24 protein-coding genes are annotated in these 17,835 nt (G+C 46.8%); 2 read left to right on the top strand and 22 right to left on the bottom strand.

Annotated elements, in window-relative coordinates; genetic code table 11:
- Window positions 1-87: 87 nt before the first annotated feature.
- The 20 genes from CXL14_RS11515 to CXL14_RS11420 form a co-directional block, all read right to left on the bottom strand.
- On the bottom strand, window positions 88-978 hold the full coding sequence (locus tag CXL14_RS11515; RefSeq protein WP_014418355.1) for a polyprenyl synthetase family protein: 891 nt from the start codon (window positions 976-978) through the stop codon (window positions 88-90).
- Window positions 968-1,222, bottom strand: a complete 255-nt coding sequence (locus tag CXL14_RS11510) for an exodeoxyribonuclease VII small subunit (RefSeq protein WP_007408352.1) — start codon at window positions 1,220-1,222, stop codon at window positions 968-970. Before CXL14_RS11510 ends, CXL14_RS11515 begins: the two co-directional genes overlap by 11 nt.
- Window positions 1,219-2,565, bottom strand: a complete 1,347-nt coding sequence (gene xseA, locus CXL14_RS11505) for an exodeoxyribonuclease VII large subunit (protein ID WP_003153166.1) — start codon at window positions 2,563-2,565, stop codon at window positions 1,219-1,221. The genes CXL14_RS11510 and xseA overlap by 4 nt, the downstream gene beginning before the upstream one ends.
- Before the next feature lie 123 nt (window positions 2,566-2,688).
- Window positions 2,689-3,540, bottom strand: coding sequence for a bifunctional methylenetetrahydrofolate dehydrogenase/methenyltetrahydrofolate cyclohydrolase FolD (gene folD / locus CXL14_RS11500; protein ID WP_007408350.1), 852 nt, complete (start codon window positions 3,538-3,540; stop codon window positions 2,689-2,691).
- Between the two features lie 11 nt (window positions 3,541-3,551).
- Entirely contained in the window at window positions 3,552-3,944 is a 393-nt protein-coding gene (gene nusB / locus CXL14_RS11495; protein ID WP_007408349.1) for a transcription antitermination factor NusB, read from the bottom strand.
- 264 nt (window positions 3,945-4,208) lie between these two features.
- On the bottom strand, window positions 4,209-4,616 hold the full coding sequence (locus tag CXL14_RS11490; protein ID WP_003153156.1) for an Asp23/Gls24 family envelope stress response protein: 408 nt from the start codon (window positions 4,614-4,616) through the stop codon (window positions 4,209-4,211).
- 21 nt (window positions 4,617-4,637) lie between these two features.
- Window positions 4,638-5,990: an acetyl-CoA carboxylase biotin carboxylase subunit gene (accC, locus tag CXL14_RS11485; RefSeq protein WP_007408348.1), complete on the bottom strand. Its 1,353-nt coding sequence runs from the start codon at window positions 5,988-5,990 to the stop codon at window positions 4,638-4,640.
- 14 nt (window positions 5,991-6,004) lie between these two features.
- Entirely contained in the window at window positions 6,005-6,484 is a 480-nt protein-coding gene (accB, locus tag CXL14_RS11480) for an acetyl-CoA carboxylase biotin carboxyl carrier protein (protein WP_007612510.1), read from the bottom strand.
- 153 nt (window positions 6,485-6,637) lie between these two features.
- Complete coding sequence (locus tag CXL14_RS11475) at window positions 6,638-7,288, bottom strand: SpoIIIAH-like family protein (protein ID WP_007408346.1); 651 nt, start codon at window positions 7,286-7,288, stop codon at window positions 6,638-6,640.
- Window positions 7,289-7,291: 3 nt separating this feature from the next.
- Entirely contained in the window at window positions 7,292-7,984 is a 693-nt protein-coding gene (gene spoIIIAG / locus CXL14_RS11470; RefSeq protein WP_014418358.1) for a stage III sporulation protein AG, read from the bottom strand.
- Window positions 7,977-8,597: a stage III sporulation protein AF gene (gene spoIIIAF / locus CXL14_RS11465; RefSeq protein WP_014418359.1), complete on the bottom strand. Its 621-nt coding sequence runs from the start codon at window positions 8,595-8,597 to the stop codon at window positions 7,977-7,979. Before spoIIIAF ends, spoIIIAG begins: the two co-directional genes overlap by 8 nt.
- 16 nt (window positions 8,598-8,613) lie before the next feature.
- Window positions 8,614-9,822 (bottom strand): stage III sporulation protein AE, encoded by a 1,209-nt coding sequence (gene spoIIIAE / locus CXL14_RS11460; RefSeq protein WP_003153145.1) that lies wholly within the window; start codon window positions 9,820-9,822, stop codon window positions 8,614-8,616.
- A 32-nt stretch (window positions 9,823-9,854) separates the two neighbouring features.
- Entirely contained in the window at window positions 9,855-10,244 is a 390-nt protein-coding gene (spoIIIAD, locus tag CXL14_RS11455; protein WP_071392571.1) for a stage III sporulation protein AD, read from the bottom strand.
- Window positions 10,245-10,256: 12 nt separating this feature from the next.
- Complete coding sequence (spoIIIAC, locus tag CXL14_RS11450; protein WP_003153142.1) at window positions 10,257-10,463, bottom strand: stage III sporulation protein AC; 207 nt, start codon at window positions 10,461-10,463, stop codon at window positions 10,257-10,259.
- A 22-nt stretch (window positions 10,464-10,485) separates the two neighbouring features.
- Entirely contained in the window at window positions 10,486-11,001 is a 516-nt protein-coding gene (gene spoIIIAB / locus CXL14_RS11445) for a stage III sporulation protein SpoIIIAB (RefSeq protein WP_014418360.1), read from the bottom strand.
- Entirely contained in the window at window positions 10,995-11,918 is a 924-nt protein-coding gene (spoIIIAA, locus tag CXL14_RS11440) for a stage III sporulation protein AA (protein ID WP_014418361.1), read from the bottom strand. The genes spoIIIAB and spoIIIAA overlap by 7 nt, the downstream gene beginning before the upstream one ends.
- Before the next feature lie 77 nt (window positions 11,919-11,995).
- Window positions 11,996-12,277 (bottom strand): YqhV family protein, encoded by a 282-nt coding sequence (locus CXL14_RS11435; RefSeq protein ID WP_003153124.1) that lies wholly within the window; start codon window positions 12,275-12,277, stop codon window positions 11,996-11,998.
- A 146-nt stretch (window positions 12,278-12,423) separates the two neighbouring features.
- Window positions 12,424-12,981: an elongation factor P gene (gene efp / locus CXL14_RS11430; RefSeq protein WP_003153123.1), complete on the bottom strand. Its 558-nt coding sequence runs from the start codon at window positions 12,979-12,981 to the stop codon at window positions 12,424-12,426.
- Window positions 12,982-13,005: 24 nt separating this feature from the next.
- The gene (locus CXL14_RS11425) at window positions 13,006-14,067 is read right to left on the bottom strand and encodes a M24 family metallopeptidase (RefSeq protein ID WP_003153122.1); all 1,062 of its coding nucleotides are present in this window, start codon (window positions 14,065-14,067) and stop codon (window positions 13,006-13,008) included.
- A 131-nt stretch (window positions 14,068-14,198) separates the two neighbouring features.
- Window positions 14,199-14,729 carry a YqhR family membrane protein gene (locus CXL14_RS11420; protein ID WP_014418362.1) on the bottom strand — a complete coding sequence of 177 codons (531 nt, stop codon included), beginning with the start codon at window positions 14,727-14,729 and terminating at the stop codon, window positions 14,199-14,201.
- A gap of 221 nt (window positions 14,730-14,950) precedes the next feature.
- On the opposite strand from CXL14_RS11420, the gene CXL14_RS11415 reads away from it, so the two are divergent.
- Complete coding sequence (locus CXL14_RS11415; RefSeq protein WP_094296035.1) at window positions 14,951-15,907, top strand: DUF1385 domain-containing protein; 957 nt, start codon at window positions 14,951-14,953, stop codon at window positions 15,905-15,907.
- Between the two features lie 34 nt (window positions 15,908-15,941).
- Entirely contained in the window at window positions 15,942-16,337 is a 396-nt protein-coding gene (locus CXL14_RS11410; protein ID WP_007408340.1) for an SA1362 family protein, read from the top strand.
- On the opposite strand, the gene CXL14_RS11405 is transcribed toward CXL14_RS11410, so the two are convergent.
- Both CXL14_RS11405 and mntR read right to left on the bottom strand, forming a co-directional pair.
- Window positions 16,334-17,209, bottom strand: coding sequence for a patatin-like phospholipase family protein (locus CXL14_RS11405; RefSeq protein ID WP_003153118.1), 876 nt, complete (start codon window positions 17,207-17,209; stop codon window positions 16,334-16,336). The two genes, CXL14_RS11410 and CXL14_RS11405, sit on opposite strands and share 4 nt — an antisense overlap.
- A 114-nt stretch (window positions 17,210-17,323) precedes the next feature.
- The gene (gene mntR, locus CXL14_RS11400) at window positions 17,324-17,752 is read right to left on the bottom strand and encodes a transcriptional regulator MntR (RefSeq protein ID WP_007408338.1); all 429 of its coding nucleotides are present in this window, start codon (window positions 17,750-17,752) and stop codon (window positions 17,324-17,326) included.
- Window positions 17,753-17,835 lie beyond the last annotated feature (83 nt).

The following is a 17,835-nucleotide window of genomic DNA, read 5'->3' as shown; positions in this document are numbered from 1 at the left end:
AAAAAGAAAAAGACTCCCTTTGTATTTTCATCGAAACTGCTTACATTTTACCATAGGAGCGGCAGCCCCTTCAAATCAGGACTGTTTTTAATGATCTCTCGCCGCGATTAAATCACAGAGGTCATGCAGCAATTCTTTCTGAAGAGAAAGGCCGGTGATGATCTGTTTCGCCTCGCTGATATGATACGCAAGCTTTTCTTTCGCGCCTTCAAGCGTTAAAAGCGATGGATACGTTGATTTTTCGTTCGACGTGTCTGAGCCGACCGGTTTGCCGATCCTCTCCTCATGCCCTTCAATATCAAGGATGTCGTCTCTGATTTGAAATCCGATGCCGATATGGCTGCTGAACAAACGGAGCTTTTCGACTTCATCCTCCGGTGCATCTGCCAAAATGGCGCCCGCCGTCACGGAAAAACCGAGGAGCTTGGCCGTTTTCCGCTCGTGGATGGATTCAAGCTCCTCAAGCGTTATCCGCTTTTGTTCCGCTTCCATGTCGGCAGCCTGCCCGCCGACCATTCCTTCCGTTCCTGCCGCGCTGATCAGCTCATCGACGAGACGGAGGCGTTTTTCTGCTGAAACCGCCTCAGACACGTAAGATGTGATCAATTTAAAGCTTTCTGTCAGAAGCCCGTCTCCGGCCAATACGGCCGCCGCTTCTCCGAAGACTTTATGGTTTGTGGGCTTTCCCCGGCGCAGATCATCATCGTCCATGCAAGGAAGATCATCATGGATTAAAGAATACGTATGAATCATTTCGACAGCGCACCCAACCGGAATCCCGTCTTTTTCATCTTTTCCGTAAGCATTCAGAACGGCTAAGACGACGAGGGGGCGCAGCCTCTTTCCGCCCGCTTCCAAAGAATACAGCATAGATTTTTTGAGGGTTTCCGGCATCGCAAGCCGTTCTGTATATAAAGAAAGCTGCTGTTCAATCAGTTGTTTGCGCGATGCTAAAAATGCGTCCAGTTTATTTGTCACCTTCGTCTTCCTCCTGAACGCTGAAAGGTGCAAGTTCTCCGTTATCTTTTAAAATAAAGTCCATTTGCTTTTCGACATGCTGAAGCTTTTCATGGCACATTTTTGAAAGGGCCATCCCTTCCTGAAAATAATTAATCGCCTGCTCCAGCGGCACGTCTCCTTCTTCAAGCTTTGCCACAATGCCTTCAAGGCCTTTCATCGCCTCTTCAAATGTCAGCTCTTCACTTTTTTTGGTTTCTGTCATTTTCGTTCGCCTCTCTTTTGCAATACTTCACACGTCAGAACGCCGTCTGTCATCTTTACTTCAAGCGTATCATTTTGTTCCACTTGATCAACGCTTTTGATCAGCTCTTTGTCTTTATAGGCCAGACTGTATCCTCTCTCCATCACCTGAAGGGGACTTAATGCATTCAGTTTACCAAGAACCGTCTGAAACTGCGAATGAAGCTGCTTCAGCTGGACATTCATGCTTCGGGCGAGCTGATTTGAGCGCTCCTCGTACCGTTTTTTCGCCTGTTTCAGCTGGGTTTCAGGGTGGAGCGCCGTTAATCTGTACGTATTCCGCTCCAGCTGCCTTTGTTTCCTGTCCGTAAGCCCTGTGAGCTGTGATTGGAACTGCTGATACAAAAGGTCAAACTGCTGTTCTTTTTGGGTATACAATCGTTTCGGAAAACGGAACGCGTAGGATGACTGGAGCGATTGGACCCGTTCTTTTTTCTTGCTGATATGCTGCTGCATCGCTCTTGTCAGGCGGACTTCCGCCGTTTTTGTCCGTTCCATTAAGTCCGTCGTGTGGGGAACGGCGATTTCTGCCGCTCCTGTCGGCGTTGCCGCCCGGATATCCGCGACGAAATCACTGATTGTAAAATCTGTTTCATGTCCGACGGCTGATATAATCGGAATGGCGGAAGCAAAAATCGCCCGGGCCACGATTTCTTCGTTAAATGCCCACAATTCTTCGATCGAGCCCCCTCCCCTTCCGACGATCAGGACGTCACACATTTTTTGTGCATTGGCTTCTTCAATGCGCTTCACAATCGATCTGCTGGCATTTTCACCTTGAACGAGCGCGGGAAGCACAATGACTTTCACAAGGGGGTATCTTCTTTTGAGTGTGGTAATGACGTCTCTGACGGCTGCTCCCGTCGGTGACGTGACGACCCCGATCGTAGCCGGAAAAGCGGGGATGGCCTGCTTATGCCGGTCATCAAACAACCCTTCGCCGGCAAGTTTTTTCTTTAATTCTTCATATGCTAAGTAGAGCGCCCCCACACCGTCCGGCTGCATTTCTTTCGCGTACAGCTGATAGCTTCCGCTCGGTTCATAGACGGAGATACCGCCTCTTACGATGACCTTCATTCCGTCCTCGGGCTTAAACGCAAGCCTCGAACTTTGCCTCTGAAACATGACGGCCTGCATGCGGGCATGCTCATCTTTTAATGTAAAATAAATGTGGCCTCTCGTATGGATTTTAACATTGGAGAGCTCACCCTTAATCCAAATGTCCTCAAGATGAGGGTCCACATCGAATTTTCGTTTAATGTATTTGGTCAGCGCGGAAACCGTGACATATGCCGCTTCACTCACATCCTGCACTCCTTTCATAAAGGCTTTTTGCCCTAAACTAAGAAAACCCGCTCTGGCTGAAAGGAGCCTTAAGAAGCGGGTATCGTGCTCATTGTCACACTTTTTGTGACTGTCTCCGGTTATCTATGATAACGTACGTCTGGCAGATTTAACAGTATTATGCGCAAGCATTGTGATGGTCATCGGACCTACTCCGCCCGGCACCGGCGTAATGAAAGATGCTTTTTCTTTCGCTTCATCAAACTGAACGTCTCCGCAGAGTTTTCCGCTTTCGAGACGGTTGACGCCGACATCAATGACAATGGCGCCCTCTTTGATTTGATCGGCTTTGATGAAGTTCGCTTTACCGACCGCTACCACAAGAATATCTGCTTTTTTCGTATGCTCAGACATATTTTTCGTGCGGGAATGGCAATATGTGACGGTCGCGTTTTCGTTCAGCAGCAGCTGGCCGACCGGTTTACCGACAATATTGCTTCGTCCGACTACAACAACTTCTTTGCCGGAAAGATCTACGTTCGTCTTTTTCAGTAACTCGACAATTCCGTGCGGCGTGCATGGAAGAAATGTATCTTCGCCAAGCAGCATTTTCCCGACGTTGAGAGGGTGGAAACCGTCAACATCCTTATCAGGGGAGATCCGCTCGATTACGGCTTTTTCAGAAATATGATCCGGGAGCGGCAGCTGGACGAGAATGCCGTGGAATTCCGGATTTTGATTATACTGATCAATCACTGTTAAAAGCTCCGCCTCGGTTAAGCTTGAGTCAAAGCGGTCAAGCTTAAATTTCATTCCCATTGTTTCAGCGGCTTTTTTCTTGCCTGTCACATATGAAACAGAAGCGGGATCGTCTCCGATTAAAATGACCGCCAAGCCAGGCACTACGCCTTGTGCTTTCAGCTCTTCTACTTCTTTTGCCAATTGTTCGCGTTTTTCTTTAGCCGTTTCTTTTCCGTCGATGATTGTTGCAGTCATTTTCTTTCCTCCTATGATTCGATATCAGTTTTAATGTTAGAAAGAACCCCGTTTACGAATTTTGCAGCTTTATCGTCGCCGAACCGTTTTGCCAGCTCGATTGCTTCGTTTAATGACACGTTAGCAGGAATGTCGTCAGAATAAACCATTTCATACACCGCCAGACGCAGGATCGCGCGGTCTACGTTTGCAATCCGGTCAAGCTTCCAATTGACGAGATGGCCGGAAATCATTTCATCAAGCTGAACCTGATGTTCGATCACTCCGTACACCAGCTGTTCAAAGAAGGCATCTGTTTTTTCACCATCGAGCGCGTGCTCAATGGCATCGTTCGGTGCAATATCGCTGACATCAATCTGAAAAAGTGCCTGCAAAGCTTTTTCTCTAGCTGTTCTTCTTTTCATTTTCTTTCTCCTTCAGATCCGCTTTATCCGCTTGTCGTTAAGCTTAAAGAGATCATAACATATTTTTTTCTCAATCGCATGTCGAAATTTAGGTTTTTTCACCCTAATGCCGAATATTTTCACAAACCGTATTAATTTCATTCGGATTTCACAGCATGAAGAAACTCGGCTGCCGTTTGTAAGCCGGCTTTCTTCATGCCTGAAATGACGGGAAACGTATAAAAAACCAAAGGGCTGCCCATCCCCTTGGTTTTTATACGCTCATTACATTTCTTCGTCGATTTCGACTTCTTGGGCTTTCGTGTCAAATTGAATGCCGACGATATGAATATTGATTTCATTAATGGTAAGAGACGTCATGTTTAATAAGGTTTGTCGGATATTCTCCTGAACGCTTGCCGCCACTTTCGGGATCGAGATCCCGAATTGAACGACGCAATAGACGTCGATGGTAATCCCGTCATCGGCTAAATCGACCTTTACGCCTTTGCCGTGATTGATTTTGCCGAAGCGTTCTACGACGCCCGTGGCGAAATTGCCGCGCATTTCAGCAACTCCTTCAACTTCGGAAGCGGCGATGCCGGCAATGACTTCAATGACCTCAGGAGCAATTTCAACCTTGCCTAAATGAGCCTCATCATGATCCATTTTAAGCACACTGTTGTCTTCCATTCAATTCACCTCCCGCAAAAATTATGAGCCCATTACATCATATGTTTCTAAAAACTTTGTATTAAACTCTCCGCTGACAAATGTTTCGTGTTCAAGCAGTTTCAAATGGAACGGAATCGTCGTTTCAATACCTTCAATCACGAATTCGCTCAGCGCGCGTTTCATCCGTGCGACTGCCTCATCACGCGTTGTTCCGTATGTGATGACTTTAGCAATCATACTGTCATAGTACGGCGGGATCGAATAGCCGGGATATGCGGCTGAATCCACGCGTACGCCAAGTCCGCCCGGCGGCAGGTACATGTTAATTTTACCGGGTGAAGGCATGAAGTTTTTCGCAGGATTTTCAGCGTTGATGCGGCATTCAATCGCCCAGCCGTTAAATTCAACGTCTTCCTGTCTGAGCGAAAGCTCCTGTCCGGATGCCACTTTGATCTGTTCTTTGATCAGATCCGTTCCCGTCACCATTTCTGTGACAGGGTGCTCTACTTGAATACGCGTGTTCATTTCCATGAAGTAGTAGCGCTGTTCTCTGTAGTCATAGATGAATTCTACTGTGCCGGCTCCCGTGTAACCGACGGCCTTAGCTGCTTTTACCGCTGCTTCGCCCATCTGCTCCCTGATTTCAGAATCAAGCGCAGGTGACGGTGACTCTTCAAGAAGTTTTTGCAGACGTCTTTGGATAGAACAGTCACGCTCTCCGAGATGGATCGTGTTTCCGTAATTATCCGCAAGCACCTGAATTTCAACATGGCGGAAATCTTCGATGTACTTCTCGATGTACACACCCGGATTTCCGAATGCCGTAGCGGCTTCCTGCTGGGTAATCTCAATGCCTTTGATCAGTTCTTCTTCTGTGCGTGCGACCCGGATGCCTTTTCCGCCTCCGCCCGCAGTGGCTTTTATAATGACAGGATACCCAATTTCACCTGCAAGCGAAACCGCTTCTTCCGTATTTTTTATGATTCCTTTTGAACCGGGCACAATCGGCACGCCCGCCAGCTGCATCGTGTCGCGCGCGATATCTTTTGTTCCCATTTTTGAAATGGCGTCAGCCGTAGGGCCGACAAACGTTACGTTTAATTCCTCGCACAGCTCGGCAAAGTCGGCGTTTTCAGCTAAAAACCCGTATCCCGGATGAATCGCATCCGTGCCGGTCAGCTTTGCGACGCTGACGATGTTCGTTACATTTAAATAGCTTTCTTTTGATGTTTTCGGCCCGATACAAAAAGCCTCATCGGCCATTTGGACATGCAGGGCGTCTTTATCTGCCTCAGAATAAACGGCTACAGTTTCAATGCCCAGCTCTTTGCAGGCCCGGATGATTCTGACGGCGATTTCTCCTCGGTTGGCGATCAATAGCTTTTTAATCATAATAGCAGGTCTCCTTACTCAGCTTTTACAAGAAATAGAGGTTGTCCGTATTCGACCAGCTGGCCGTTTTCAACTAACACTTCAACGATTTCTCCTTTTACTTCGGCTTCAATCTCGTTAAAGAGTTTCATTGCTTCTACGATACAAACAACTGTATTTTCGCTCACTTTTGAACCTTGGTTTACGTAAGGGCCGGCTTCCGGCGATGAAGAAGCATAAAACGTTCCGACCATCGGAGACGTAATTTTGTGCAGGTTTTCGTCTTGTTTCGGCGCTTCCTGAGCAGGAGCGGCTTCACGCGCTTCCGGTTTTGCAGCCTGCGGAGCAGGTGCGTAAGCGGCGGGAACGGCTTGGGCTTGTCCCGTTACATTCACTGCCGGCGCTTCATTTTTTTTCAGTTTTAGGCTTACGCCTTCAATTTCGTAAACAAATTCGTCGATGGAAGATTCATCGATTCTTTTTATCAGTTCATGAATTTCGTTGATTTTTAACATCAGTTTCCACTCCTATGTATAAAAAATAGAAATTTATGGGTTGCTACTAAAAGTACATACTATGTTTATCTTACAGGAGCGCTTGTGTAAATTCAACACTGATCTAAAATGACATCAGAAAAGCCCGCAGCGGGTGCGGGCGGTTCAGGTCTCTTACTTTGTCGGTTCAAACGTGACGGCGACGTCTTTCATCGTCTTGATTTCTTTTTCCACCAGGTCAATGATAGCGGAAGCTTTTGCGTTTGAATGTTTGTCAGACATGACGGTAATGTTGATTTTGTCTCCTTCAGCATCCACGAGCGCATCTTTGTAGCCTTGTGTTTTAATCAGCGTTTCCAGCTGTTTTTCCGTCCCTTCAGCATTGCTCAGCGCCGTCATTTTATCGTAGGCTTCGCTTTTTTCCTTTGCGGTCGCATCATCGCTTGAAACAATGCTGTTTAACTGTTCCCTTTCTTTGCTTCTCGCGTCTTCAAGTTCCATACGGTATGCGGTAAATAAGTTTTCATCAGCTGTTTCTGTGGCAACCGATCCGTCTTTGTCCGATGCTTCGGCTGATGTTTCTTTATCCTCTTTTGTGCCTTTAGAATCTTTCGTTCCTTTTGTGCCGTCTTCTTTTTCCGTGCCGCTTCCGCTCTTATCTTTCGTTTCAGGAGCCGGCGTTTTTTCAGTGGCGACTTCTCCGCTGCTTTTTTCGCTTTTCATCTGCACGGCATTTTTGCTTTCCGGCGACATAATATAATAAACACTTAATACCACGACGAGACTGAGCATTGTTAAAAGCCAAACCGTTTGTTTTTTCAGCATGATTTATGAATCCTCCTTGATTTTTTTAGGGGCAACCGCTACACGATAGCTCGGAACATCGAGCACCCTTGTGACGGCATCAATGATGGTTTTTTTTATTTGAACGTTGTCCACTCCCTGAGCGACAACGAGTACACCGCGGATATCGGGCTTTTTCGTCTGGACGACGACCGGGGTTTCCTGGTCCCCGTTTCGAATCATGACAATTTGTTCTTCAGAGGTTTGATCGGTTACGCTTCTTTTGCCGCCTTCTTTATCGGTTTCTTCAGTGGTGGTGTCTTTTTTCGTTTTATTTTTCTCAAACACTTTCAAAGATGTTGCGTCTACGTTTACGACAATTGAGACATCCTCCACGCCGATAATCGTTTCAAGGATTTCTTTCAGCTGGTTTTCATAGTCTCTTTCGTAATCATCGATCGTGGTTTTGGCGCTGCCGTCTTTCGATGCCTTAAAAACGGGTGCGCTTTTTTGCCCGCTTTTGTCTTCCGTTCGGCCGGACATGACGGTCTGCGCCGTTTGGTCCTTCCCGGTTTTCTCCGGTGAAGAGAACAGCTGGCTGACCAGCATAAAAGATACCCCGAGCACAAACACGAACAGAAAGTAATGATATTTTGTCAGTTTTGGTTTTTCTCCGTCTTTCGCCTGTCCGATCATCAGCTGTTTTTTGAGTATGGTCCATAGTCCGTTTTTATTCATGGCCGTTTTTCTCCCCGCCTTCCATATAAACCGTAATTTTCTCACTGCCGATTTCCCATATATCCGCAAGTTTTCCTTTGATGTCTGCGGCCTCTTTTTTGTCGGCTGCGCCTTCCGGTTCGTATTTGCGGTCTGTGCGGATGTCGATCGGTGCGACGGTTTGCACGGTTTTTTCAGAAGATGGGGCCATATACACGCTGATCGTTTTTACATCTTCTTCTGAACGAACCTGTTCTTCCGCTGTAAGGCGGATGTCGTCTATTTTGTATTCGTCATGACTGAACATCTCCTCCGCTTTCTTTTTTAGTTGGACAGCCATTTCTTCTAAAACATATGCGCGGTTTGATGCTTGTATTTCTTTTTTTTCTGATTTGATTTGATTTTTTATATCAGCGGATTGAGATTGCTCTTGTTTTGTCAAATAATCGAAGATGATTTCCGGGTCTGTTTTGAAAAGTTTGAATATCGGGTTGAGCATGACAATGATTAACAGCAGGCTGACAACCATCTTTGCGTATTTTTGCATACTGGAGCTGGGCAGCAGCATGTCGATGACGATGGCGAATAAGATAAATAAAATAATGCTTGTCAGCCATTCTGTTAAAAAGCTCATATCCAATGGGCCTCCTTTATTTCATCATCATGGTGAGGTTGCCTGCTGTAATAATGACTGTGATGCTGAGGAAAAACATGAGAGAGACGATGGCGAGCGCCGCGAAAATATACAGTACGCTTCTGCTGATGACGCCGAGGCACGTAATGACGGGCCCGCCTCCGAGCGGCTGCAGAATAGCGGCCGCGAGCTTATAAATAAAAGCGAGCGAGAGCACTTTGATCGCCGGAAACGCGGAGATGCAGATCAAAATTCCGACTCCGAGGATTCCCACGGTGTTTTTTAATAGGAGCGAGGCGCTGATGACCGTATCCGTCGCATCCGTAAACATCCGGCCGAGTACGGGAATAAAATTGCCTGTTATAAATTTTGCAGTCCTGAGCGTAATCCCGTCCGTCACGGCAGCCGAAGCCCCCTGTACGGAGATGACGCCGAGAAACACGGTGAGGAATACGGCAAGCGCGCCGATCGCGATATTTCTGAGCAGATTGGCAAGCTGCGTGACTTTATATTGATCCGTCATCGTGCTGACGATGCTTAAAATCGCTGACAGGAAGATAAGCGGCATGACGATGTTTTGAATGAGAAGGCCGCTCGTATTCATCAGAAATAAAATAACGGGGTGAAAAAAAGCTGCGGAGACGGCTCCCCCGGAAGACGCCAAAAGCGCAAGTAAAAGCGGGATGAGCGCGAGAATGAAGCTTGTCATCGTCTGGATCGCTTCACTGGCATAATTGACGGCAACATGAAAGCTGTTTAAAGCGAGAATAATCAGCACCATGTAGACGATTGCATAAGCCACTTTGCTGACGGTGCTCTGCTGGAACGCATTTTGCAGGAGCTGCAGAATGACACAAAAAATGGTGAGAAGAATCAAAGTTCCCAGAAGCTTTCCGTTTGCGAGCACTTCATGAAACAAGTATGAAAATAAAGCCTTCAGCCATGCCTCCGGTGAGAACGTTTTTTCTCCGTTAATAAAGTCGATGATGCTTCCCTTTTGGCTTTCAGGCAGAAGACCGCCGTATTCTGTCATGATGTCGTCCCAAAACTTTCCGATGCCTTCTGTTTTCAGCGCTTCGGCCTGCTTTTTCGCCACTTCATCAGCGGATTCTTGGTGAACTGCGGTTTCCTGCGACGCACCGTCTGTTCCGGCAGCTTGTACACATTCAGTCTGAAAAAATAAGAGGATGAACAAAAAAGCTCCCGCCCACCGAAAGCGCTTCATTTTTTGTGCCCCCCTTTCCATTTTATTTATGATCACGAAGGAATAAGTCCGAGAATCGTTTCAATAATGACGGTGAGTATCGGCACGGCCATTACCAGTATCAAAATTTTTCCGGCCAGCTCTATTTTCGAAGCAATCGCTCCCTGGCCCGCATCCTTTGTAAGCTGCGCTCCGAATTCAGCGATGTAGGCGATGCCGATAATTTTTAAAATAGTTTCCACATAAACCATGTTGACATTTGCATTGACGGCTATTTTTTCTATCATTCTGATAATGTCGTAAATCTGGTCGATGAGATAAAGAAAGATTACGCAGCCGCTGAAGACGACAATCATAAACGCAAAAGTCGGTTTCTGTTCTTTTACGATCAGGGAGAGAAATGTAGCGATCAGGCCTAAACCTACAATTTGAACAATCTCAATCTGTAAGCCCCCCTATCCTTGGAATAGAAACACAGCTTTGATCTTTTTGAACAGGTCATCGACAATCGTCGCCACCATAAATAAAATATAGATAAAGCCAAGCAGCGTCACCCACTGGGCGTATTCTTTTTTTCCCATTTGATCAAGTATGGTGTGCAAAAACGCAACCACGATACCGACTCCGGCGATTTGAAAAATGACATTTACGTCGACTCCCATTTTATGTTTGCTCCCCTCATGTTTACATCAATAGAAGAATGAGTAACAGTCCGGCTAAAAATCCTAAGCTTTTCACCATTTTTTCATTTTTCGCCTGCGCCCGTCCGGCATCCGCTTCCGCCGCTTCCAAATGTGTAAGCGCAAGCTTGATATGTTTCTGCTGAGAAACACGGTCATGGAGCCCGAGCGTCTCTCCGAATTGCTTCAGCACATCATATTCGCTTTTTTTCATCGCCATGGAAGACCAGTTATGTTTCAAGCTCTGTTCCCAAGCCGTTTTGGCGGAATCGCTTCCCTGCTCAAGCCTTCTGCTGAAAGTTTGAAACAATAACGATACAGGTTTGGAAAGCTGTGCGGCAATTTGTCCCGAGGCGGTATGCAGCGGTGTATGCCCGAACATGATTTCCGCTTCTAGCGATTGGAGCGCCGCGCGCAGCTGACGGATCTGCCTCGGCCTTTCAATATACATTTTGGCGATCTCAAATCCGGTCCAAGTCGTCGCTGTCAGAATGAACACGGCACCCAAAAGCTTCAGCATGTCATCACGCTTTCAGCATGCGGAACAGGTTCCCCGCCCTTTCCGTACATCCTGCTGATCGTTCCCGGACCGCGGCGCCTTGACAGTTCAACATACCGGTCAAACACGTTTTCCTCCCAAAGCATTTTCAGCGACGGCCTCTTTACCAAATCTTTCATATTCCACCCGTGCGCAGATACGATAACAGATACGCCCGCATGGAGCGCCTCCAGCAGCGCTTGTGAGTCTTCCATTCTCCCGATTTCATCCACAATTATGACATCAGGACTCATAGAGCGGATCATCATCATCAGCCCTTCCGCCTTCGGACAGGCATCAAGGACATCGATTCTGCGGCCGAAACTGTGCTGGGGAATGCCCCGCAGGCAGCCGGCAATTTCCGACCGTTCATCTACGATACCTGTCTTTTTCGCCGGAATGCGTTTTGATCCGGTGCTGGAAAGCCGGGCCAAATCACGAAGCAAGGTCGTTTTCCCTGTTTGCGGAGGACCGATGATCAGCGTGTTCAGCCAGTTTTCTTTCCATAAGAAAGGAATGAGCGGTTCTGCGATCCCCAGCTTCTCCCGGGCGATTCGGATATTAAAAGAAGTAATATCCCGGAGTCCTTTGACGGCTCCGTTTTCGACGATGACTCTTCCGGCCAGCCCCACACGGTGGCCCCCTCTGATTGTGATGTATCCTTTTTTCAGCTCTTCTTCCAGCGTGTACATACTGTAATTGCTGAGCCGGCTGAGAATCAGCTGTGCGTCGCCGGCCGTGCACACATATGACAAATACAAAGGTTGTCCTTTTTGGATCAGTTCAACCGGCCTGTCGACGCGGATTCTGATTTCTTCTGTATCCCGCCTCGCTTCTTCGGGCACGGCGGAGATAGCATCTCTCAATAATTCAGGGAGAACCTCTGTAATTTCATTCAATAGAGTCTCCTCCTTTTTTACCGATTGGCTTCTTTAAAATGTATGATCCGGGACAGACTTTATGACACCCCGGCCCTCTATTTATGCACACCGGCCAAAATCAGCACCACTCCCGCAAAAATCAATATTAATTTTGCATATGAGAGCTGTCCGGCAATCTGATAAATGCCGATCGTCATTGTGATGATAAAGATCAGCGGGCCGACGATTGCCAAAATACTATTCACCACAACCGCCTTTCTGATGTCGTTTGTCAAAAGCATGATAATAGCGGCCGATAATTCAATGAGCGAGGACAAAACTCGTAAACCGGCCATCGTTAAAACAGTAGAATTGATTGAACCAAACAAAAATTTCATTGCAATCCCCCAACTTCAAGCATTTTGTTACACTATATGCTCTAGCTGACGGAAGTAGTCTCACTATTTTGATATAGAAGAAAGATTTGATGCAGAACACAAAAAAAGCCTGCCCCGTAAAAGGAGCAGACTCCGAATTTCTTTAACTACGCTCTTGACACGTAAGAACCGTCTGATGTATTTACAACAAGCGTATCGCCTTCGTTCACGAAGAACGGTACGTTTACCACAAGACCTGTTTCCGTTTTGGCAGGTTTTGTGCCGCCTGACGCCGTGTCGCCTTTAATTCCCGGCTCTGTTTCAACAACTTTCAGTTCAACTGTGTTCGGCAGTTCAATACCGAGCGTTTCAGACTGATACATCATGATGTGCACAGACATATTTTCCAGAAGGTATTTCAATTCTTCTTCGATTTGGTTTTCGTTCAATTCAAGCTGTTCATATGAGCTTGTATCCATGAACACGTGCTGATCGCCGTTGGCATAAAGATACTGCATCGTTTTTGTTTCGATTTGCGCTTTCGCGACTTTTTCACCTGCACGGAATGTTTTCTCCTGAATAGCGCCCGTGCGCAGGTTACGCAATTTTGAACGGACAAATGCCGCTCCTTTTCCCGGCTTTACGTGCTGGAAGTCAACGACGCGCCAAATGCCGCCGTCTACTTCAATCGTTAGTCCTGTACGAAAATCGTTAACTGAAATCATGTTTGATGTCCTCCTATATTCCGATCACAAAATAATTAATTCTTTAGGGGAATGCGTAATTGTCCGGTTGCCGTCCTCAGTGATGATGATATCATCTTCGATTCTTGCGCCCCCAACTTCCGGTATGTATATGCCCGGCTCAACCGTTACCGCCATGCCCGGCTCAAGAACGGCCGATGACCTGAAAGACAGCCCCGGTGATTCATGGACTTCCATTCCGAACCCGTGTCCTGTCGAATGGCCGAAATACTGTCCGTAGCCTTTCGCGGTGATGTGATCCCTCGTCAGAGCGTCCGCTTCTTTCCCCGTCATGCCGGGTTTAATATGCAGGACACCAAGCGCTTGGGCATCGTATACGACCTGATAAATCTCTTTCAGTTTATCACTTGGCTCTCCGACCGCGACGGTGCGTGTGATATCAGAACAATAGCCTTTATAATAAGCGCCGAAATCGAGCGTGACCAAGTCTCCCTTTTCAATCAATTTGCCGCTTGCCACTCCGTGGGGAAGGCTGGATCTGACTCCCGAGGCGACGATCATATCAAAGGAAGAGCCGTCTGCTCCTTGACGTCTCATATAAAATTCAAGCTCGTTTGCAACTGAAATCTCTGAGATGCCCGGTTTGATAAACGTCAGAATATGTTCAAACGCATCATCCGCAATCTTCGCAGCTTCCTCTAATATCTTAATCTCTTCACTTGACTTAATCAAGCGCAACTTTTCAACGGAATCCGCGACGGGAACCATCTCCGCTTCCTGCAGCACCGCTTGGTAGGATGCATATGTTCCGTACGTCATGCTGTTTTGCTCGAAGCCGAGTTTTTTAATGCCGTACTCAAGAATCGTATCCGCAGCCGTTTGGATTAAGCTTCCGCCGTGCTCGATAATGTCAAAACCCTTCACTTGCGTCTTCGCCTGCTCGGTGTAACGGAAATCCGTGATAAATGCCGCACGTTCTTTCGATATGACCGCAAGGCCTGACGAACCCGTAAATCCCGTCATATACTGCAGATTGGCGGAGCTTGTCACCAACATTCCGTCTATATCCAGCTGACCGAAAAGATTTCGCAATTTCTCAAGTTTCATTCCCTTTCTCCTCCTCGCCGATTCTTGACTGCCGCCTGATACCGCGGGAGCATCCCCGCCCGGTTTTCAGCATAAAAAATGTTCACTTCTCGTGAACATTTTACCATACCGGACAGGGATTATACACTTATTCACTTGTTGCCGAGCGCCCTTGCAAGCTTGTCTGACGTAAGTTCATTGTAGTTGAAGGAAATTGAGTAGCCGACAAACAAACCGTACAGAATGTAAAGGCAAAGCGTCGTCACGATTGTATCTGATTTCAATTCAGTGATGGATTTCACATCTTCGAAAATCGGATTGAATAAGAAAAAAACCGCACACCATAAAATGACGCCGTACACCATCCCCGGCCACATCGTTTTAAAACGCTTCAGGCAGACGAAATAAATAAACGCCCCGGCAATTGAAATGAATCCGATGACAACGATGCTGACCATCGTGCCGAGCCATTGTTTTTTCCATTCTCCGATCATAAACGGCTGAAGAATCATGTTGGGGCTGATCTCTGAAAAATGAAAGACATACCCGAGATAGCCGATCAAACTCCAAAATACACCGCCGGCAAATCCGATACCGCAAATTCTGCCGGTAAATGAAACAGGCTGCTGATCATCATCCCGCTTCTTTTTTTCTTCCTGTTCTGAATGTTTTTCGCTTGTCATCATGGCACCTCCAGTCATAGACTGCCCCAAAATTGAAAAGTCATAAAAAGCTGCGCCATATTTTCATTCAATGAGTAAAATCTAAAGAAACGGGGTATACTGCATGTAGAAAAAGCATTGATTTTCCGGCTGTCTAACTAGAGGTTTACCGCGGTTTCCTGTACAATAGAGTGAAAGGAAATGGTTAGTAAATCCTAAGAAAACAGGCAGGTTGATAAACAATGTCCAAACAAAAAACGCCCCCTGCATACGGCGGGCAGGCTGTCGTTGAAGGGGTCATGTTCGGCGGCAGAAAGAATTATGTTACCGCCATCCGCAGGAATGACGGAAGCATTGATTTTTTCAAGCTTCCGAGAGTGCCGAACGCCAAGCTTTCGGCTTTAAAAAAGATTCCTTTTTTGCGGGGAATCGTCGCCATCATTGAGGCGAGCGCCAACGGCACAAAGCATTTAAACTTTTCCAGCGAACGTTACGGGCTTGATCCTCAAGATGACGCCAAGCTGGAGCAGGAAAATAAGAAAGGTTCGGGCTTATCGATGTTTTTCAGCCTGGCGGTGATCGGCGTTCTGTCGTTTTTGTTCAGTAAATTCGTTTTCACGCTCGTCCCGGTCTTCTTAGCGGAGCTTGTAAGGCCCGTCTTTTCCTCAGACGCCGCGCAGATCGGAATCGAAAGTCTGTTTAAGCTGCTTCTGCTTCTCGGCTACATTTATTTTTTATCAATGACGCCGTTAATTAAAAGAGTGTTTCAATATCATGGAGCCGAACATAAGGTCATAAACTGTTATGAACAGAATTTGCCAATTACAATAGAAAATGTTCAGAAACAGTCACGGCTTCATTACCGTTGCGGTTCAAGCTTTATTTTATTTACGATCATTGTCGGCATGTTCGTCTATTTACTCGTTCCGACAGATCCGCTTTGGGTGCGGATTTTAGACAGGATTGCGCTTATACCGGTCGTTCTCGGCATCTCCTTTGAAGTGCTCCAGCTGACGAACAGAGTGCGGAATATCCCCGTTTTGAAAGTGCTCGGTTATCCCGGCCTGTGGCTGCAGCTTTTAACGACAAAGGAACCGGCGGATGACCAGGTCGAGGTTGCCATAGAAAGCTTTAACGAGCTTCTCAGACTGGAAGACATTTCAGAACAGAGCGAAAAACCGTCTCACAACGTAATTTGAACCGTTACCGTTATTATTTTGGAGGTGGGCAGTTATGAATCATCGTGTACAACCTTTTTTTGCTGTATTGATAGCGCTTGGCGCATTCGGTTTCATTTATGCGGCGGTAACCAACCCCGGGCAGATGATTTCAAGAGCGATCACCGTTATTATCGCAGGCATCATTATTTATTTTATCGTGAGGACGGTCCTGAACCGCCGCACCGGCCGTGACGGAACCGCTTTCAGAAAAGCGGCCAGACAATCGCGGCTCCGAATGAAGGAGCAAAAAGCGAAGCACCGCGCCGGACACAGAGGCCGGGTCAGCCATTTGCGGAGCGTGCCGAGCAGCAGCAGACCGAAGCCGATGATTCTTAAGAAAAAAAGCCAGACCCAGCTTACCGTCATAGAAGGCAAAAAGAATAAAAAGAAAAACAGAGCGCTTTTTTAATAGCTCCATTGCTTCAAAAATTGCTCTGTTCTGCTTTTTCCTAGCTCAATGAGAGCTAGTTTTTTTTGCGGTGTAAGATGAAACTCAGTCGCCATCACATGTTCCACCGGAATAAAAATAATATTCTGTTCGTACTTTGTCGCGATATGCCTGGCATCATGAGCGTCTTTCATCGTTTCAAACAAAGCCCCGAACAGCTCAAAAGCGTTGCGGATTGATTTTTTCGGGCGCTCTTTTTCGTTGGGCGAAAGTGAAATTCCGATGACCGGCCGTTTGCGTTCTTTTGAATACAGCCAAATCGGGAAATTGCTTAACACGCCGCCGTCAACGACCGTCGAGGTGCCTTTTTCGGTCTTCAGTTTTATCGGTTCAAAAAAATAAGGAATGCTGCAGCTCATTCTGACGGCTCTGGCAACCGGGAACATCTCCGGATTTAATCCGTAGCGGGGAAGATCGTCAGGAAGCACGATCATCGTTCCGTTCGTCAGATCTGAAGCGATGAGACGGAGCGAACCTTTTTTCAAATCGCCGAACGCGATGATGCCCTTCGCTTTTAATTTATCCGCAATCCATTTTTCCAGCATATCGCCTCTGTATAGTCCGAGGCGCCAATATATCGACACCCACTGCAGGATTTTCAGCGGGAGGAATGAGTATCTCTGATCAAGCAATTGCCTTCCGTCCACCTCATCTATGATGGAATGAACCTCTCTGCTCGTATAGCCCGCAGCGATAAATGCGGCAATAATTGCGCCGGCGCTTGTTCCGGCGAGCCTTTCAAAGCGAAAGCCCTTTTCTTCCAGCGCTTCATAAGCGCCGGCAAGCGCCACCCCTTTTATCCCCCCGCCCGAAAATACGCCGTCAATCTGCATAGCGCGCCCTCTCCCTTCCATCTCAAGGTGTATTATTATTTTAAGAAACGGCTGGGCGAAATAGACCAAAGAATGAAGACATTAAAAAAAGGGCGCCCCATTTCGGGCTGCCCTTTATTCACCGGGATTTTCGGTTTTTTTCTGTACGGATTTCAATTCTTTTTTCCGGCTTTCGTCATCTTCGAAATACTGAACGAGGTCGCCGATGCGGTCAATGCTGTTCCAGCTCAGATGATGTTCGATTCCTTCAACATCATTGTAAATCTTCTCTTCATCAACACCAATGATTCTTAAAAACTGCTCAAGCAATTCGTGTCTGTATACGAGCCGTTTGCCGATCTTTTTGCCTTTTGACGTCAATACGAGCCCGCGATATTTTTCATAAATCAAATACTCGTCTTTATCTAGTTTTTGAACCATTTTCGTTACAGAGGAGGGGTGGACTGCCAAAGCTTCCGCGATATCAGAAACCCGTGCATATCCTTTTTCTTCTATCAGCATATAAATCTGTTCAATATAATCTTCCATACTTGGTGTTGTCATAAGTAACCCTCCCAAAAAGCACCTTAACTTTATAAACCATTACAAGTTTACACTAACGGTCATGAAAAAACAAGGATGCTTCC

This window comes from Bacillus sp. SJ-10, from assembly GCF_002843505.1.
Classification (GTDB): Bacteria; Bacillota; Bacilli; order Bacillales; family Bacillaceae; genus Bacillus; species Bacillus velezensis.
This window is presented reverse-complemented; position numbering and strand designations above follow the sequence as displayed.

What these genes read in the sequence shown, in the direction of transcription:
- CXL14_RS11475 (WP_007408346.1), bottom strand. Translation starts at nt 7,288, where the DNA reads ATGCTGAAAAAACAAACGGTTTGGCTTTTAACAATGCTCAGTCTCGTC.
- CXL14_RS11435 (WP_003153124.1), bottom strand. Translation starts at nt 12,277, where the DNA reads ATGAAATTTTTGTTTGGTTCAATCAATTCTACTGTTTTAACGATGGCC.
- spoIIIAE (WP_003153145.1), bottom strand. Translation starts at nt 9,822, where the DNA reads ATGAAGCGCTTTCGGTGGGCGGGAGCTTTTTTGTTCATCCTCTTATTT.
- mntR (WP_007408338.1), bottom strand. Translation starts at nt 17,752, where the DNA reads ATGACAACACCAAGTATGGAAGATTATATTGAACAGATTTATATGCTG.
- accB (WP_007612510.1), bottom strand. Translation starts at nt 6,484, where the DNA reads ATGTTAAAAATCAACGAAATTCATGAACTGATAAAAAGAATCGATGAA.
- CXL14_RS11405 (WP_003153118.1), bottom strand. Translation starts at nt 17,209, where the DNA reads ATGCAGATTGACGGCGTATTTTCGGGCGGGGGGATAAAAGGGGTGGCG.
- spoIIIAB (WP_014418360.1), bottom strand. Translation starts at nt 11,001, where the DNA reads ATGCTGAAGCTTTTGGGTGCCGTGTTCATTCTGACAGCGACGACTTGG.
- CXL14_RS11490 (WP_003153156.1), bottom strand. Translation starts at nt 4,616, where the DNA reads ATGGAAGACAACAGTGTGCTTAAAATGGATCATGATGAGGCTCATTTA.
- CXL14_RS11420 (WP_014418362.1), bottom strand. Translation starts at nt 14,729, where the DNA reads ATGACAAGCGAAAAACATTCAGAACAGGAAGAAAAAAAGAAGCGGGAT.
- CXL14_RS11415 (WP_094296035.1), top strand. Translation starts at nt 14,951, where the DNA reads ATGTCCAAACAAAAAACGCCCCCTGCATACGGCGGGCAGGCTGTCGTT.
- folD (WP_007408350.1), bottom strand. Translation starts at nt 3,540, where the DNA reads ATGACTGCAACAATCATCGACGGAAAAGAAACGGCTAAAGAAAAACGC.
- spoIIIAC (WP_003153142.1), bottom strand. Translation starts at nt 10,463, where the DNA reads ATGGGAGTCGACGTAAATGTCATTTTTCAAATCGCCGGAGTCGGTATC.
- spoIIIAF (WP_014418359.1), bottom strand. Translation starts at nt 8,597, where the DNA reads ATGAGCTTTTTAACAGAATGGCTGACAAGCATTATTTTATTTATCTTA.
- efp (WP_003153123.1), bottom strand. Translation starts at nt 12,981, where the DNA reads ATGATTTCAGTTAACGATTTTCGTACAGGACTAACGATTGAAGTAGAC.
- spoIIIAG (WP_014418358.1), bottom strand. Translation starts at nt 7,984, where the DNA reads ATGAATAAAAACGGACTATGGACCATACTCAAAAAACAGCTGATGATC.
- CXL14_RS11410 (WP_007408340.1), top strand. Translation starts at nt 15,942, where the DNA reads ATGAATCATCGTGTACAACCTTTTTTTGCTGTATTGATAGCGCTTGGC.
- nusB (WP_007408349.1), bottom strand. Translation starts at nt 3,944, where the DNA reads ATGAAAAGAAGAACAGCTAGAGAAAAAGCTTTGCAGGCACTTTTTCAG.
- CXL14_RS11510 (WP_007408352.1), bottom strand. Translation starts at nt 1,222, where the DNA reads ATGACAGAAACCAAAAAAAGTGAAGAGCTGACATTTGAAGAGGCGATG.
- accC (WP_007408348.1), bottom strand. Translation starts at nt 5,990, where the DNA reads ATGATTAAAAAGCTATTGATCGCCAACCGAGGAGAAATCGCCGTCAGA.
- CXL14_RS11425 (WP_003153122.1), bottom strand. Translation starts at nt 14,067, where the DNA reads ATGAAACTTGAGAAATTGCGAAATCTTTTCGGTCAGCTGGATATAGAC.